This is a genomic window from Acidovorax sp. 69 (assembly GCF_002797445.1).
Classification (GTDB): domain Bacteria; phylum Pseudomonadota; class Gammaproteobacteria; order Burkholderiales; family Burkholderiaceae_C; genus Acidovorax.
Map to the genome: position 1 here is coordinate 4,071,962 of NZ_PGEP01000001.1, position 14,305 is coordinate 4,086,266.

Consider the following 14,305-nt stretch of genomic DNA (forward strand, 5'->3'; position numbering starts at 1 on the left):
GCCCACAGGGAGGTGGTCTGTTGCCATAACCGCAGGCTTCTAGCGCCACCCCATCGTCCACCCCCTTTCGTACGTTCACTGGTACGCAAATTTCATGAAGCGAATCTGGCTGCTGTTTTCCCAGACCGTGACGGTCCTCGTTGCGGCCTACTTTGTTGTGGCCACCCTACAGCCCGACTGGCTGGGTCGGGGCACCACACGCTCCAGCGCAGGCATTGCACTGCTGGAAGCGCCCGCCTCGCCCCCGTCACAACCCGCTGCAGGCAGCTTCAGCGGCGCTGCGCGCAAAGCGGCACCGGCCGTGGTCAGCATCAACACCAGCAAGGAAGTCCGCCATCCGCGCAGCAACGACCCCTGGTTCCAGTTCTTCTTTGGAGACCAGGGCAGCCAGGCGCAGGCAGGCCTCGGCAGCGGTGTGATCGTGAGCCCGGACGGCTACATCCTGACCAACAACCATGTGGTCGAGGGCGCCGACGAGATCGAGGTCACGCTCACTGACAGCCGCCGCGCTCGTGCGCGCGTGATCGGCACCGACCCCGACACCGATCTGGCCATCCTGAAAATCGAACTCGACAAGCTGCCCGTCATCGTGCTGGGTAACTCCGACGGGCTGGATGTGGGCGACCAGGTGCTGGCCATCGGCAACCCCTTCGGCGTGGGCCAGACCGTGACCAGCGGCATCGTGAGCGCGCTGGGCCGCAGCCAACTGGGCATCAATACGTTCGAGAACTTCATCCAGACCGATGCCGCCATCAACCCCGGCAATTCGGGCGGCGCGCTGGTGGACGTGAACGGCAACCTCATGGGCATCAATACCGCGATCTACTCGCGCTCGGGCGGCAGCATGGGCATCGGCTTTGCAATCCCCGTGTCTACGGCCCGCATGGTGCTGGATGGCATCGTGAAGGACGGCCAGGTCACGCGCGGCTGGATCGGAGTGGAGCCCAATGAGCTGTCCCCCGAGCTGGCCGAAACCTTCGGCGTAAAGAAGGCCACCGAGGGCGTGATCATCACCGGCGTACTGCAGGATGGGCCCGCTGCGCAGGCAGGCATGCGCCCTGGCGACGTGATCGTGCGCGTGGACGGCAAAAACGTGGCCAATGTGTCCGAACTACTGACCGCCGTGGCAGCGCTCAAGCCCGGCACCCAGTCCGCCTTCAACGTGCAGCGCGGGGACAAGCAGGTGGATCTGAGCATCAACCCCGGCGTACGCCCCCGACCCCAGCGCAACGTGAAACGGTAGCGTGGGCACACGGCGATGGCGCCGTAACGCTGGACTGGAGCAACAGAACACCAGGTCGGCAAGCGGCCCTGGCAACCAGCCTATGGGTCTCGCAGGGCATACGCCGAGACTATCAAAACAATAGCTGCCAGCAATTGCCCACCGGGCGCTTGCAGCTATTTTTATTAGCACCCTATTTGTGGTGGCCAGCCCCTTGCCTCGTGGATCCGAAGGGCCAGCAGCGGCGCCACGCACAGGGGCCACAGCCCCATCCCCTTCACGACGAGGAAGTGCTTTCCTCGGTGGCCGCTTCAGGCGCCTGGGTGTGCTTGATGAAAATCTGTGCGGCCCAGATGCCTACCTCGTACAAGATGCACATAGGCACGGCCAATGACAACTGCGACACCACATCGGGGGGCGTGACCACCGCCGCGACCACAAAGGCCAGCACGATGAAATAGCCACGAAACTCGCGCAGCTTTTGCACACTCACGATGCCCATGCGGGCCAGCACCACCACGGCAATCGGCACCTCGAAAGCCAACCCGAACGCCAGGAACATCGACAGCACAAAACTGAGGTAGGCCTCGATATCTGGCGCAGCCGTGATGCTCTTGGGCGCGAAACTCTGAATGAACGCGAAGACCTGACCAAACACCAGGTAGTAGCAAAACGCCACGCCGATGAAGAACAGCAGCGTGCTGGAAACCACCAACGGCAACACCAGCTTCTTCTCATGCGAATACAGCCCCGGCGCCACAAAGGCCCAGACCTGCCACAGCACAAAAGGAAGGGCCAACAAAAAGGCCGCCATCAGCAAAATCTTGAGCGGCACCATGAAGGGCGAGATCACCGAGGTGGCGATCAGCGTGGCCCCTTTGGGCAGATGAGCCACCAGGGGCGCCGCCAAAAAGTCGTACAGCGCGCCAGGGCCAGGAAAGAAGAACAGGATCGCTGCTGCAATGCCAATGGCAATGAGGGCCTTGACCAGCCGGTCGCGCAGCTCCATCAGGTGCTGAACAAACGGCTGCTCGGTACCGGCCAGCTCGTCTTCTTTGGAAGGGGTTTCGGACATGGTGGGTTTTCGTGGGCGTCAGGGCCGCCCATGCGGCGCGCAGGGCGCCGCTGGCTGCATCAGTGAAATTTTTGGGGACGGTAGCGCGCCACACGGGCCGCGCCAGACTGCGCCTTGGTGCGCACGCCACTCTTGGACTTGTACCACTGGGGCACGGCACCCCGCTTGAGGCGCCAGTTCTTTCCGGGGTGCTTGTAGGCAGGCACTACAGCGGTCTGGTCCTGCAAGGCAGCACTGGCGGTGTCAGTGGCTTCGGCCCAATCCTTCTCGAACTCGCTCGCGCTGGTCTGGATGGAGTTCTGCACATCACGTGCAGCGTTTTCCACCGTGTCCTTCATCTTCTTGAGCTCATCCAGCTCCATGGACCGGTTGACCTCGGACTTCACATCGGCCACGTAGCGCTGCGCCTTGCCCAGCAAGGTGCCGACCGTACGGGCCACACGCGGCAGCTTTTCGGGGCCGATGACGATCAACGCCACGGCGCCGATCAGCGCCATCTTGGACAGACCAATATCAATCATGGATCAGGCGCCAGGGCGAAGCGTGCAGCAGAGGCCGGTCAGGGACGACACCGGCTCAGCTCTTTTGCTTGGCTTCAACATCGATGGTGGTCTTGTCGGAAGCCTGGCTGTTGGCGACCTGGCCTGCGGGCGGGGTGGTGGCAGCGTCTGAAGCGGCGCCGTCTTTCATGCCGTCCTTGAAGCCCTTGACGGCCCCTCCGAGGTCCGAGCCCATGTTCTTGAGCTTCTTGGTGCCGAACACCATGACAACGATCAGCAGCACGATCAGCCAGTGCCAGATGGAAAAAGAGCCCATGAAATATCTCCTAACGAATTGCAATCATTTTAGACGGGGGGCGTGGCAGGAGTTCACAGTGGCGGAGTGCCTGCGCACAACTATCTGCGACGCCCGTCAGCCTGGTTCAGCCTTTGAGCCAAGGACGGGGGCCACCCATCACATGGACATGCAGGTGGTGGATTTCCTGGCCACCTTCAAACCCCGTGTTTACCACGACGCGAAAGCCACCCTCCGGGTACGGGTTGCAACCCTCCTCCAGAGCCAGCTTCGGCGCCAGCGCCATCATGCGCCCGAGCATGCCCGCATGTTCTGCGGTGACCTGTGCCATCGAAGGGATATGCAGTTTGGGAACCATCAAAAAGTGCACCGGCGCCCAAGGATGGATGTCGTGAAAGGCAAAAATTTCTTCGTCTTCGTAGACCTTCTTCGAAGGAATCTGGCCCGCGATGATTTTGCAGAAAAGGCAGTTCGGATCGTGCATGAGAAAAATGTCGGTACGAAGTTAACAGTTCACCGGGCGCTGCTCAGCCCCCAAGCCATTGAAACCGGCGCGCCCCAAGCCAGCGCCACCGTGGAACTGGCTCCGCCAGGCCACGGGTGGCGTCCCCCTGAGGGGGAAGGTGCCGCAGGCGACACAAGGGGCTTCACGCATTGTCAGCGATCTTGATGGTGGGCCGCACGCCCACGTCCTTGTGGTGCGCCTGCAGCCACTCCAGCCCGGCCGCACGACCCAGGGCGAAGAGCTTGCGCACAAAAGACAGGTCAGCGCGCATCTTGCTGTCCGCACCGAACGGCGCCAGCACCGAACCACCATCAATGCGGTGCATGCGCACGCTTTTGTAGCGGCGGGCATCCAGTTTGCCTTCGGCCAGCAGCCGTCGCACAAATTCGATGGCGCGCAGTTCTGCCAGCAGGCTGGCGTTGAAGGTGACCTCGTTCATGCGTTCCATGATCTCGGCGGCGGTGTTGGGCACTTCCAGATGCTCGATGGGGTTGATCTGCACCAGCAGGATGTCCGAGGTTTCGGTCTGGTAGATCAGGGGATGAAGCGCCGGATTGCCCGAATAGCCACCATCCCAATAGGCCTCCCCTTCGATCTCGACCGCCTTGAACATCATCGGCAAGCAGGCAGAGGCCATCACGGCATCCGCACTCAAGCGGGGGCCCGAAAAGATTTCACCCCGGCCGGTGCGCACGTTGGTAGCACAGACAAAAACCTTGGGCCCCACCACGCCGGTGCGCGCGGAACACAGCAGGCTGAAATCCACCTCGCGCTCCAGCAACTTGCGCAAGGGATTGAGCCCCATGGGATTGGTCTGGTAGGGCGAGAACCATTGGGACATCATGCCCACCAGCGGGTTGGCAGCCGATAGCGGCGTGCCCCAGGTAAGGCTACCCAAAGAGCCAACCCCTTCCCACAGCCGCTTCAGCGACTCTCGGGCCAGCACGCAGCCCACATGGTGGGCTTCCTCGGGGTCTTTGTGGGCCTGGGCTGCCTGGGCAAAGCCATGCGCAAGGGCCACGGCATTCATGGCGCCAGCACTGGTGCCACTCACACCGTCCAGTTGCCACCGCCCATCTTCCAGCAATGCGTCCAGCACACCCCAGGTGAGCGCACCGTGCGAGCCGCCGCCCTGTAGCGCCAGATTCAGGCGCGGGCGGGCTGGCGCATGAGCCCTTGGCTCAGACATCCACCGCCTGGCTCTTGTTCATGGCCACCATGCCACGCACGATGCGGTACAGGAACCAAAGGGAGATCAGGCCCCAGGCAATCCAGCCGGGCAACACAAACAGCAGCCACAGCGGCGCCGTCACGATGTACAGCACACCCGCCCAGATGACGGTGCGGATGCGCCACGAGAAGTGGTTGGCTTGCCAGGTGCCCTCGGCATCACCCTTCTTCACAAGGTCGAGCACCAGGGCAATGATCAAGAGGACCGCCCCCGGCTGAGCACCAGGAATGACAGCGCCCACGGCCACGATCAAGTGCAGGAGATAGCTGACCCAGCCGATGGCCTTGAGGTCTTCGGCCTTCTGGTCGTTGGTTTGCACATCGATGATGTCGCTCATGACGAACCCTCCTCGGCAGCACGCGCAACCACCTTGCGCAGGGCTTTTTCCTCAATGCCGCTGGTGCCCTCGCGGCGCTCCAGTTCGGACAACACGTCGGCTGGCGTCAGGCCGTAATGGGCCAGCGCCACCATGGAGTGAAACCACAGGTCCGCCACTTCGTAGACCAGTTTGGACTTGTCGGCGCCATGGTCCACGTCCTTGGCCGCCATGACCACTTCGGTGGCCTCTTCGCCAATCTTCTTCAGAAACGTGTCCGGCCCCTTGTGCAGCAGGCGCGACACATAGCTTTTTTCGGGGTCGCCGCCATTGGCGGGCTTGCGGCTTTCGATGACGGCGGCCAGGCGCCCGAGGGAATCATTGGAACTCATGGGTCTTACTTGTAGATGGACTCGGGGTCTTTCAAGACCGGATCGATAGCCTTCCATGCGCCGTCCTTGAGCACGCTGAAGAAGCAGCTATGACGGCCCGTGTGGCAGGCGATGCCGGGCTCATGGCCCAGCTGCGTGACCTTGAGCAGCACCACATCGTTGTCGCAATCGAGGCGAATCTCGTGCACGGTCTGCACGTGGCCGGACTCTTCGCCTTTGAACCACAGCTTCTTGCGCGACCGGCTGAAAAACACGGCACGACCGAGCTCCGCCGTTTTCTGCAGGGCCTCGCGGTTCATCCACGCAAACATCAGCACGTCGCCCGTGCCCTGCTCTTGCGCAATCACGGGCACCAGGCCCTGCGCATCCCATTTCACTTCATTGAGCCAGTTCATGGGGCCATTGTCGGTGATCCGGATGGCATGCCGGGGCACACCATGGCACCCACCTACACATTTAAAGCGTTTTTGGCCGCTAGCGCATACGCTCCATGCGCTAGCAGCTATCAAATCAGGAGTAACGTTAGATCACATCCGCACGGGGATGCCCCGCTCGGCCATGCGCTTCTTGGCCTGGCCCACGGTGTACTCACCGTAGTGAAAGATGCTGGCGGCCAGCACTGCGTCGGCGCCGCCCTGCTGCACACCATCGGCCAGATGGTCAAGGTTGCCCACACCGCCAGAGGCAATCACGGGCACACTCACCGCGTCGCTCACGGCGCGCGTGAGCGTCAGGTCAAAGCCCGCCTTGGTGCCGTCACGGTCCATGCTGGTCAGCAGGATTTCGCCCGCGCCGCGCTGCGCCATCTCGGTGGCCCAGGCCACGGCATCCAGACCGGTGTTTTTGCGCCCGCCGTGGCTGTAAACATCCCAGCCGGCGCCCACGGGCTGGCCGTTCGCACCGATGCGCTGGGCGTCCTCGGCCGAGCGGCGCTTGGCGTCGATGGCCACCACAATGCACTGCGCGCCGTACTTGGCCGACACGGCGTTGATCACCTCGGGGTTGGCGATAGCGGCCGAGTTGAAGCTGGTCTTGTCCGCACCCGCATTGAGCAGCCTGCGCACGTCTTCCACGGTGCGCACGCCGCCACCCACGGTGAGGGGGATGAACACCTGGCTGGCCACGGCTTCGATGATGTGCAGGATCAGATCGCGCCCATCGCTGGTGGCGGTGATGTCAAGGAAGGTGAGTTCGTCAGCGCCTTGCGCGTTGTAGCGCGCGGCGATCTCGACGGGGTCGCCCGCGTCGCGCAGTTCGACAAAGTTGACACCCTTGACCACACGGCCTCCGGTGACGTCGAGGCAGGGAATGATGCGTTTGGCGAGCATGCGGTCCTTAGCCGTTCAGCGCGTCGGCACGGGCCTGCGCGGCGGCAAAGTCGAGGTCGCCGCTGTAAATCGCGCGGCCGCAGATCACGCCTTCAACGCCTTCGCTCTCGACCGCGCACAGTTGCTCGATGTCGGCCATGCTGCCCAGTCCGCCCGAAGCAATGACCGGGATGGACAGGGCCTGCGCCAGCTTCACCGTGGCGTCGATGTTGATGCCCGAGAGCATGCCGTCGCGGCCGATGTCGGTGTAGATGATGGATTCGACGCCCCAGTCCTCGAACTTCTTGGCCAGGTCCACCACTTCGTGGCCCGTGAGCTTGCTCCAGCCGTCCGTGGCGACCTTGCCGTCCTTGGCGTCGAGGCCCACGATGATGTGGCCACCGAAAGCACTGCAGGCGTCCTTCAGGAAGCCGGGGTTCTTGACTGCCGCCGTACCGATGATGACGTAGCGCAGCCCGCCGTCGATGTATTTCTCGATGGTGTCCAGGTCGCGGATGCCGCCACCGAGCTGCACCGGAATATCGCGGCCCACCTCTTGGAGGATGGACTTGATGGCGGTGTAGTTCTTGGGCACGCCGGCAAAGGCGCCGTTCAGGTCCACCAGATGCAGGCGGCGGGCGCCGGCATCCACCCACTTGCGCGCCATGGCGGCAGGGTCTTCACCGAAGGTGGTGGATTGGTCCATATCGCCTTGTTTGAGGCGAACGCAGTGGCCGTCCTTGAGGTCGATGGCGGGGATGAGCAGCATGGTGATGAAGTTCGGGGGGAGAAAAAGGGCGAGACACAGCTCGGCCCGAACGGGTGGATGTTAGGGAGTCAGGGGTTCCAGTGCAGAAAATTGCGGTACAGGGCCAGGCCGTGTTCCGCGCTTTTCTCCGGGTGGAATTGCGTGGCAAAAATATTATCGCGCGCAACGGCAGCGGCGAACCAACCGCCGTAGTCGGCCTGCCCCGCACAATGGGCGGCATTTTGCGGCACGGCGTAGAAACTGTGCACAAAGTAAAAGTAGCTGTTGTCCGGCACACCGGCCCACACCGGATGCACGGCACCGGCATGGTGCATCTGCCGCACCTGGTTCCAGCCCATCTGGGGCACCTTGAAGCGGCTCCCGTCGGGCTGGGTGCGGCCTGCCAGGTCGAACTTGAGTACGTCGCCGGGGATCAGGCCCAGGCCGGGGATTCCACCGTTGGGGCCTTCAGCGCTGTGGTCCAGCAGCATCTGCATGCCCACACACACGCCAAACATCGGCTTGGACGCAGCGGCTTCAAGCACCGATTCCTGCAGGCCCGATTCGCGCAGCTCGCGCATGCAGTCGGGCATGGCGCCCTGCCCTGGCAGCACGATGCGCTGGGCCGCACGCACGTCTTCGGGCCGCTGGGTGACGACGACGGTCCAGCCCGAGCCCTCGGCGGCGGCCTGCACGGCTTGCGACACCGAGCGCAGGTTGCCCATGCCGTAATCGACGACCGCGACAGTTTTTGCTTCCATATTCATAGCTGCTAGCGCTTATAAATCAAGCGCTAGCGCCCGATTTGACCTAAAAAATTCACAAAGAACCCTTGGTGGAGGGGATCACGCCCACCGAGCGCGGGTCGCGCTCCAGCGCCGCGCGCAACGTGCGGCCGAAGGCTTTGAAAATCGTTTCGCACTGGTGGTGCGCATTGACGCCCTTGAGGTTGTCGATGTGCAGCGTGACGCCCGCGTGGTTCACAAAGCCTTGGAAGAACTCGTACACCAGCTGCGTGTCGAGCTGGCCGATGCTGCCAGCCGTGAACTTCACGTCGATGTGCAAGCCGGGGCGGCCCGAGAAATCAACCACCACGCGCGACAGGGCTTCGTCGAGCGGCACGTAGGCATGGCCGTAGCGGCGGATGCCCTTCTTGTCGCCCACGGCGCGCGCAAACGCCTGGCCCAGCGTGATGCCCACGTCTTCCACCGTGTGGTGGCCGTCGATGTGCAGGTCGCCTTCACAGTCGATGTCGAGGTCGATCAGCCCGTGGCGGGCGATCTGGTCGAGCATGTGGTCAAAAAAACCGATGCCGGTGTGCAGCTTGGCCTGGCCCGTGCCGTCGAGGTTGATGCGCACGGTGATGCGCGTCTCGGCGGTGTTGCGGCTGACCTCGGCGATGCGGTCGGCCAGGGGATCGGTGGGCGTGGAGGTGACGAGTGCAGAGGAAGTCATAGGGAGGCTTGGAGCGCAGCCAGCATTTGTGCGTTGTCGGAGGCAGCACCTACCGTGAGACGCAGGCAATTGGTCAGCAATGGGTGCATTGTAGAAACGTTCTTGACGAGGACCTTGCGGCTTTTCATGCCCTCGTAGGCCTTGGCGGAATCCGCCACGCGGATGAGGACCATGTTGGCCTCGCTGTCCCAGCATTTTTCAATACCGGGCATCTGGCGCAATGCGTTGACCAGCAGGGTTCGCTCAGCCACCAGCTCGGCGGCCTGGGCGGCAAACACCTCGGCGTGTTCCAGGGCAAACAGCGCGGCCTCGCAGTTGAGCACGCTCACGTTGTAGGGCGGGCGCACCTTGTCGATCTCGCTCACAAACGCCGAGGGTCCGATGAGGTATCCCAGGCGCACCCCCGCCAGGCCGAACTTGCTGAGCGTGCGCATCAGCAGAACATGGGCGTTGCGCCCGGGCTCGGCCCGCATGCGGTCGATGAAGGTGCGGCTGGCGAACGGCTGGTAGGCCTCGTCCATGACCACGATGCCGCCCTGCGCGCCCGCGGCGTCGATGATGCGCTGCACCGCGCCCTCGTCCCACAGCGTGGCCGTGGGGTTGTTGGGGTAGGCGATGTAGGTGATGGCGGGGTTGTGCTGCGCGATGGCGGCCAGCATGGCGGGCTCATCCAGCTCAAAATCGGGCGTGAGCGGCACGCCGACAAAGTCCAGGCCCTGCAGCTGCGCCGACAGCGGGTACATCACGAAGCCGGGCATGGGCGCGAGCATGGTGGCGCGCTGGCCCGTGCCAGGCTGCGCACAGGCCAGGGCCAGCAGGGTGATGAGCTCGTCCGACCCGTTGCCCAGCACGATGCCGTAGCCCTCGGGCATGCCCGCGTATTTGGCCAAGGCGGCTTTGAGGTCCAGCAGGCGGTCGCCGGGATAGCGGTTGAGCGCCAATGCGCCCAGGCGCTGGCCCAGTGCGGCCTGCAGGTGCGCGGGCAGGCGGAACGGGTTCTCCATCGCGTCCATCTTGAGCATGCCGGTGGAGGGCTGCACGCCATACGCGTGCATGGCGCGCACGTCAGGGCGGATACGGGCCAGGGCCTGAAGCGGGGAAGATGGAGCGGCGTTGGTCATTCGGCAGTGTCCAGTTCGTTGGGGGATACAAGAAAAGGGTTGATGGGGCGCACGGCGTCCAGGGGCTCGTTGTGCGGCAGCGCCTCGGTCAGCAGGTAGCGGCAGCCTTGCTGGTGGGCGGACGAGAGGATCAGCGCGTCCCAGTAGCTCAGGCCATAGCGGTCCTGCAGGTCCCAGGCGCCGTCCACGGTGTACGAGTCGAGGTGCGGCGGCAGCCACACGCGCAGGCGGCGCACCTGGGCGCGCACCTGCTGCAGCACGTGGGGGCCATCAAAGCGCTGAATGGCCTGGTTGTACAGCTCGTTGAGCACCTGCGAGCTGATACGGCCACTGCGCGTCTGCCAGCAAAAGGCGATCCATTCGCGGGCCCTCGCCTGGCGCTCGGCATCCCGGTCGTCCACGCTGGCAAGCAGGATCTCGGTGTCTACAAAAATCGGGGTCGTGCTCATGGAGATCAGCGCTTGAACAAGGTTTCGCGGGGCACGTAGGGCCCGCTGGATGCCCCCCACGACTCAAAACCCAGCGCCTCGCGCATGGCCTGGGCGTAAGCATCTTCCTGGCGCATCTTCTCGGCCATCCATTCACCGAGCAACCGCGAGACGCTGCTGCCGCGCTTGGCGGCCTCCACGCGCACCCATTCGGCAACGGTGTCGTCCATGGTCACGGTGACGTTTTTCATGGGTGAAATATTACACGAACTTCGTGTAACACGAACTTCGTGTTGCTCTTTGGCATTTATGCAGCCTTGGGTTGTGACCCTTTTTGCAACATCCGGCACGCCATATCGCCCACGGTGCGCAGTGCCTCCAGGTGGGCGGGCGTCCAGTCACCCCCCACCCCAATGCGCAGGCAGTTGCGAAACCGCCCGCTGGCGCTGAACACCATGCCGGGCGCAATCAGGATCTGCTGGGTCAGGCAGGCCTCGTGCAATTGCACTGAATCGAGCGCGCGCGGCAGCTCCAGCCACAGCAGCAGGCCACCGGGCGGGTCGCTCACCCGGGTGCCTTGCGGAAAGTGCGTGGCAACGATGTGGCGCACCTCGTCCATGCGCGCGGCCACGGCAGCACGCAGTTGCCGCATGGCGGCCGCATGACCCGCCTGGGTGATGAGGTCGGCCAGCGCCAGCTCCAGCACCGCCGACTGCCCACCCGCCTGCAGGTCTTTGATGGCGCGCAGCTGGTCAGTCCAGCGCCCGGCCTCCAGCCAGCCCAGGCGTAAACCGGGCGCGAGGGTTTTGGAGAACGAATCGCACAGCATCACGTGGCCCGTGGTGTCGTACGACTTGACGGTGCGGCGCATGTCATCCACCTCGACCAGATCGTTGTAGATCGCGTCCTCGATCACCGCCACACCATGGCGCGCCGCCATCTGCGCCAGGCGCTTGCGTTCGGCCTGCGGCATGCAGCTGCCCAGCGGGTTGCTGAGCGTGGGGACGATCATCACGGCCTTGACCGGCTGGGTGTCCAGCGCCAGTTGCAACGCATCGAGCGACAAGCCATTGCGCGGGTGGGTGGGAATCTCCAGCGCCTTGAGGTGCAGGCCCTGCAGCACCTCCAGAAACGAAAAATGCGTGGGCGACTCCAGTGCCACCACATCCCCCGGCTGCGTCACAGCGCGCAGGCACAGCGCAATGCTGTCCATGCAGCCGCCGGTGATCACGATGTTCTCGGGGTCCAGGCTGCAGCCCAAACCCACGGCGTAGCGTGCGATGGCGCGGCGCGCGTCTTCGTGGCCTGAAGAGCTGGGATAGGTGCACAGCAGGTTGCGGTGGCGCTGCGCGGCGCGCACCACGGCGCGGCGCACGCGGTCGGGGTTGAACAGCTCGGGGCCCGGTGTGCCGCTGCTGAAGGAGACCATGTCCACCGGCTGCTTGCGGCCCAAAATGCGCTGACCCAGCCAATCCACCGACACCTCACGCGGGCGACGCAGGGGGCGGGGGTGCTGGGCTCTGGCAGGCTCACGGGGCGCGCTGCCACAAAGAAACCCGAGCGTGGTCGCGCGGTGACCAGGCGCGCGTCTTCGAGCCAGTGGTAGGCCTGTACCACCGTGGTCTGCGCCACCGCATGCTGCCGCGCCAGCTCGCGCACGGAGGGCAGTTTTTCGCCGCGTGCCAAGGTGCCGTTGCGGATCAGCTGCGCGAGTTGCTCCGCGATTTGCAAGTACAGCGGGGGTGCGTCATCGGTGGTCATGGTGCCATTCTGTACTGGCACCGTGTTCAACAGACAGTACAGAGGCGCGCCAGTGCGTACAGTACAGATGGGCTGGGCGGCCGCTCTGTACTGGCCCAGATCGTTCATTCCTGTGGCTGGCGGCGCTTGGCAGCTGGCCGCACAGTGAGGGCATGAACTCGCTGCACACCCCCACCCCACCGTCGCCCGCTCTGCCCCCGCAGCCTGCGGTTCCCCTCACCCTGCAGTGGAAGCGCCAGCCGCTGCCGCCCTTGCAGGCTGTCCAGGTGCTGGACTTCCGCGCAGGCGACATCGCCCTGCTGGAAGTCGAACAAGGCCGCGTCTGGGTGACCTGTGATGGCCTGCTGGAAGACTATTTTCTGGAGGCGGGCCAGCGCCTGTCGTTCACGGGGCCCGTACGGCTGCGGGTGAGTGCCGACGGCCACCGGCCTGCGCGGTTGAACTGGGCGCAGCACCGGGCGGTGGAAGGGGCGGCGTACCCACCCGCCCCGGCTGCCACACCGCAGGCGGTGACCGTGGTGCCCACCTCCTACGCTGCCGGCCGGGCCCTGCCTCGCGGCGCCATCAGCGCGGCTTGACCGGGCTCTTGAGGCGCATCTCTGCGGCCTGCGCGTGGGCCTGCAGGCCCTCGCCATAGGCAAGCTCGGCGGCGATGGTGCCCAGCACCTGGGCACCGGCTTCGCTCACCTCGATGAGGCTGCTGCGCTTTTGGAAGTCGTACACGCCCAGCGGCGAGCTGAAACGTGCCGTGCCGCTGGTGGGCAGTACGTGGTTGGGGCCCGCGCAGTAGTCGCCCAGGCTTTCAGACGTGTAGGCGCCCAGGAAGATCGCACCCGCGTGGCGCAGCAACGGCTCCCAGCGGTGCGGGTCGTTGCTGCTCACCTCCAGATGCTCGGGCGCGATGCGGTTGCTGATGGCGCAGGCTTCTTCCATGTCACGGGTCAGGATCAGCGCGCCGCGGCCGGTCAGGCTTTTGGCGATGATCTCGGCGCGCGGCATGGTGGGCAGCAGGCGGTCGATCTCGCGCTGCACGGCGTCGATGTACGCAGCGTCGGGGCACAGCAGGATGGACTGGGCCAGTTCGTCGTGTTCGGCCTGGCTGAAGAGGTCCATCGCCACCCAGTCGGGCGGCGTGGTGCCGTCGGCCAGCACCAGAATTTCGCTGGGGCCCGCGATCATGTCGATGCCCACCGTGCCAAACACGCGCTTTTTGGCGCTGGCCACGTAGGCATTGCCGGGGCCGGTGATCTTGTCGACCTTGGGCACGGTGGCGGTGCCGTAGGCCAGCGCCGCCACGGCCTGGGCGCCGCCGATGGTGAAAGCGCGTGTGACGCCCGCCACGTAAGCGGCGGCGAGCACCAGCTCGTTGCGCTCGCCCTTGGTCGAGGTGCCCTCGCCTGTTCCACCGGTCGCCACGCTGCCGCGCACGGGCGTGGGCACGACCATGATGATTTCCTGCACGCCCGCCACGTGGGCGGGGATGGCATTCATCAGCAGGCTGGAGGGGTAGGCCGCTTTGCCACCGGGCACATAGATGCCCACGCGGTCTAGCGGTGTGACCTTCTGCCCCAGCAAGGTGCCGTCTTCGTCGCGGTAGCTCCAGCTTTCGCCAGAGGCCTTCTTCTGCGCTTCGTGGTAGCTGCGCACGCGCTTGGCAGCGGCCTGCAGCGCATCGCGCTGGGCCTGCGGAATGGCGTCGAACGCGGCCTTGAAGTCGGCCTGGGTCAACTCCAGCGCCGCCATGTCGGGAGCGCTGAGGCCGTCAAAGCGGGCGGTGTACTCCAGTACGGCGGCATCGCCACGCTGTTGCACGTCGGCCAGGATGTCGGCCACGCGCTGCTCGATGGCCGCATCGGTGTCGGCAGACCAATGCAGGCGGGCTGCAAAATCAGCCTCAAAAGTGGCCGCAGCGGTGGACAGACGGGCGGGAGCAGCTACCAAAGTCATAG

At 64.6% G+C, this 14,305-nt stretch carries 18 protein-coding genes and 1 pseudogene; 2 read left to right on the forward strand and 17 right to left on the reverse strand.

The window, feature by feature from the left end; genetic code table 11:
* Window positions 1-94 precede the first annotated feature (94 nt).
* Window positions 95-1,243 carry a trypsin-like peptidase domain-containing protein gene (locus tag CLU85_RS18705; protein ID WP_100411583.1) on the forward strand — a complete coding sequence of 383 codons (1,149 nt, stop codon included), beginning with the start codon at window positions 95-97 and terminating at the stop codon, window positions 1,241-1,243.
* Window positions 1,244-1,499: 256 nt separating this feature from the next.
* Here CLU85_RS18705 and tatC read toward each other — a convergent pair whose 3' ends face one another.
* From tatC to CLU85_RS18785, 16 genes and pseudogenes are all read right to left on the reverse strand, one after another.
* On the reverse strand, window positions 1,500-2,297 hold the full coding sequence (gene tatC / locus CLU85_RS18710; protein ID WP_100411584.1) for a twin-arginine translocase subunit TatC: 798 nt from the start codon (window positions 2,295-2,297) through the stop codon (window positions 1,500-1,502).
* 59 nt (window positions 2,298-2,356) lie between these two features.
* A complete protein-coding gene (gene tatB, locus CLU85_RS18715) occupies window positions 2,357-2,818 on the reverse strand; it encodes a Sec-independent protein translocase protein TatB (RefSeq protein ID WP_100411585.1) in 462 nt (153 codons plus the stop codon).
* Between the two features lie 55 nt (window positions 2,819-2,873).
* Entirely contained in the window at window positions 2,874-3,113 is a 240-nt protein-coding gene (gene tatA, locus CLU85_RS18720) for a Sec-independent protein translocase subunit TatA (RefSeq protein WP_100411586.1), read from the reverse strand.
* Window positions 3,114-3,219: 106 nt separating this feature from the next.
* Complete coding sequence (locus CLU85_RS18725; RefSeq protein ID WP_100411587.1) at window positions 3,220-3,576, reverse strand: histidine triad nucleotide-binding protein; 357 nt, start codon at window positions 3,574-3,576, stop codon at window positions 3,220-3,222.
* Window positions 3,577-3,739: 163 nt separating this feature from the next.
* Complete coding sequence (locus CLU85_RS18730) at window positions 3,740-4,786, reverse strand: patatin-like phospholipase family protein (RefSeq protein WP_100411588.1); 1,047 nt, start codon at window positions 4,784-4,786, stop codon at window positions 3,740-3,742.
* Window positions 4,779-5,165, reverse strand: coding sequence for a hypothetical protein (locus CLU85_RS18735; protein ID WP_100411589.1), 387 nt, complete (start codon window positions 5,163-5,165; stop codon window positions 4,779-4,781). Before CLU85_RS18735 ends, CLU85_RS18730 begins: the two co-directional genes overlap by 8 nt.
* The gene (locus CLU85_RS18740) at window positions 5,162-5,536 is read right to left on the reverse strand and encodes a phosphoribosyl-ATP diphosphatase (protein ID WP_100411590.1); all 375 of its coding nucleotides are present in this window, start codon (window positions 5,534-5,536) and stop codon (window positions 5,162-5,164) included. Before CLU85_RS18740 ends, CLU85_RS18735 begins: the two co-directional genes overlap by 4 nt.
* 5 nt (window positions 5,537-5,541) lie before the next feature.
* Window positions 5,542-5,931 (reverse strand): phosphoribosyl-AMP cyclohydrolase, encoded by a 390-nt coding sequence (hisI, locus tag CLU85_RS18745; protein WP_100412643.1) that lies wholly within the window; start codon window positions 5,929-5,931, stop codon window positions 5,542-5,544.
* 132 nt (window positions 5,932-6,063) lie between these two features.
* Window positions 6,064-6,864 (reverse strand): imidazole glycerol phosphate synthase subunit HisF, encoded by an 801-nt coding sequence (hisF, locus tag CLU85_RS18750; protein ID WP_100411591.1) that lies wholly within the window; start codon window positions 6,862-6,864, stop codon window positions 6,064-6,066.
* A gap of 7 nt (window positions 6,865-6,871) precedes the next feature.
* The gene (hisA, locus tag CLU85_RS18755) at window positions 6,872-7,612 is read right to left on the reverse strand and encodes a 1-(5-phosphoribosyl)-5-[(5-phosphoribosylamino)methylideneamino]imidazole-4-carboxamide isomerase (protein ID WP_100411592.1); all 741 of its coding nucleotides are present in this window, start codon (window positions 7,610-7,612) and stop codon (window positions 6,872-6,874) included.
* Between the two features lie 68 nt (window positions 7,613-7,680).
* Window positions 7,681-8,358, reverse strand: a complete 678-nt coding sequence (gene hisH / locus CLU85_RS18760; RefSeq protein WP_100411593.1) for an imidazole glycerol phosphate synthase subunit HisH — start codon at window positions 8,356-8,358, stop codon at window positions 7,681-7,683.
* Window positions 8,359-8,410: 52 nt separating this feature from the next.
* Window positions 8,411-9,046, reverse strand: a complete 636-nt coding sequence (hisB, locus tag CLU85_RS18765; RefSeq protein WP_100411594.1) for an imidazoleglycerol-phosphate dehydratase HisB — start codon at window positions 9,044-9,046, stop codon at window positions 8,411-8,413.
* Window positions 9,043-10,167, reverse strand: coding sequence for a histidinol-phosphate transaminase (locus CLU85_RS18770; RefSeq protein WP_100411595.1), 1,125 nt, complete (start codon window positions 10,165-10,167; stop codon window positions 9,043-9,045). The genes hisB and CLU85_RS18770 overlap by 4 nt, the downstream gene beginning before the upstream one ends.
* Window positions 10,164-10,616: a PIN domain-containing protein gene (locus CLU85_RS18775; RefSeq protein WP_100411596.1), complete on the reverse strand. Its 453-nt coding sequence runs from the start codon at window positions 10,614-10,616 to the stop codon at window positions 10,164-10,166. Before CLU85_RS18775 ends, CLU85_RS18770 begins: the two co-directional genes overlap by 4 nt.
* Window positions 10,617-10,621: 5 nt before the next feature.
* Complete coding sequence (locus CLU85_RS18780; protein ID WP_100411597.1) at window positions 10,622-10,846, reverse strand: CopG family transcriptional regulator; 225 nt, start codon at window positions 10,844-10,846, stop codon at window positions 10,622-10,624.
* Window positions 10,847-10,902: 56 nt separating this feature from the next.
* Window positions 10,903-12,356: pseudogene (locus CLU85_RS18785) on the reverse strand (PLP-dependent aminotransferase family protein).
* A 152-nt stretch (window positions 12,357-12,508) separates the two neighbouring features.
* On the opposite strand from CLU85_RS18785, the gene CLU85_RS18790 reads away from it, so the two are divergent.
* Complete coding sequence (locus tag CLU85_RS18790; protein WP_100411598.1) at window positions 12,509-12,934, forward strand: DUF2917 domain-containing protein; 426 nt, start codon at window positions 12,509-12,511, stop codon at window positions 12,932-12,934.
* Here CLU85_RS18790 and hisD read toward each other — a convergent pair.
* On the reverse strand, window positions 12,921-14,303 hold the full coding sequence (hisD, locus tag CLU85_RS18795; RefSeq protein WP_100411599.1) for a histidinol dehydrogenase: 1,383 nt from the start codon (window positions 14,301-14,303) through the stop codon (window positions 12,921-12,923). The genes CLU85_RS18790 and hisD overlap by 14 nt on opposite strands.
* Between the last annotated feature and the right edge of the window lie 2 nt (window positions 14,304-14,305).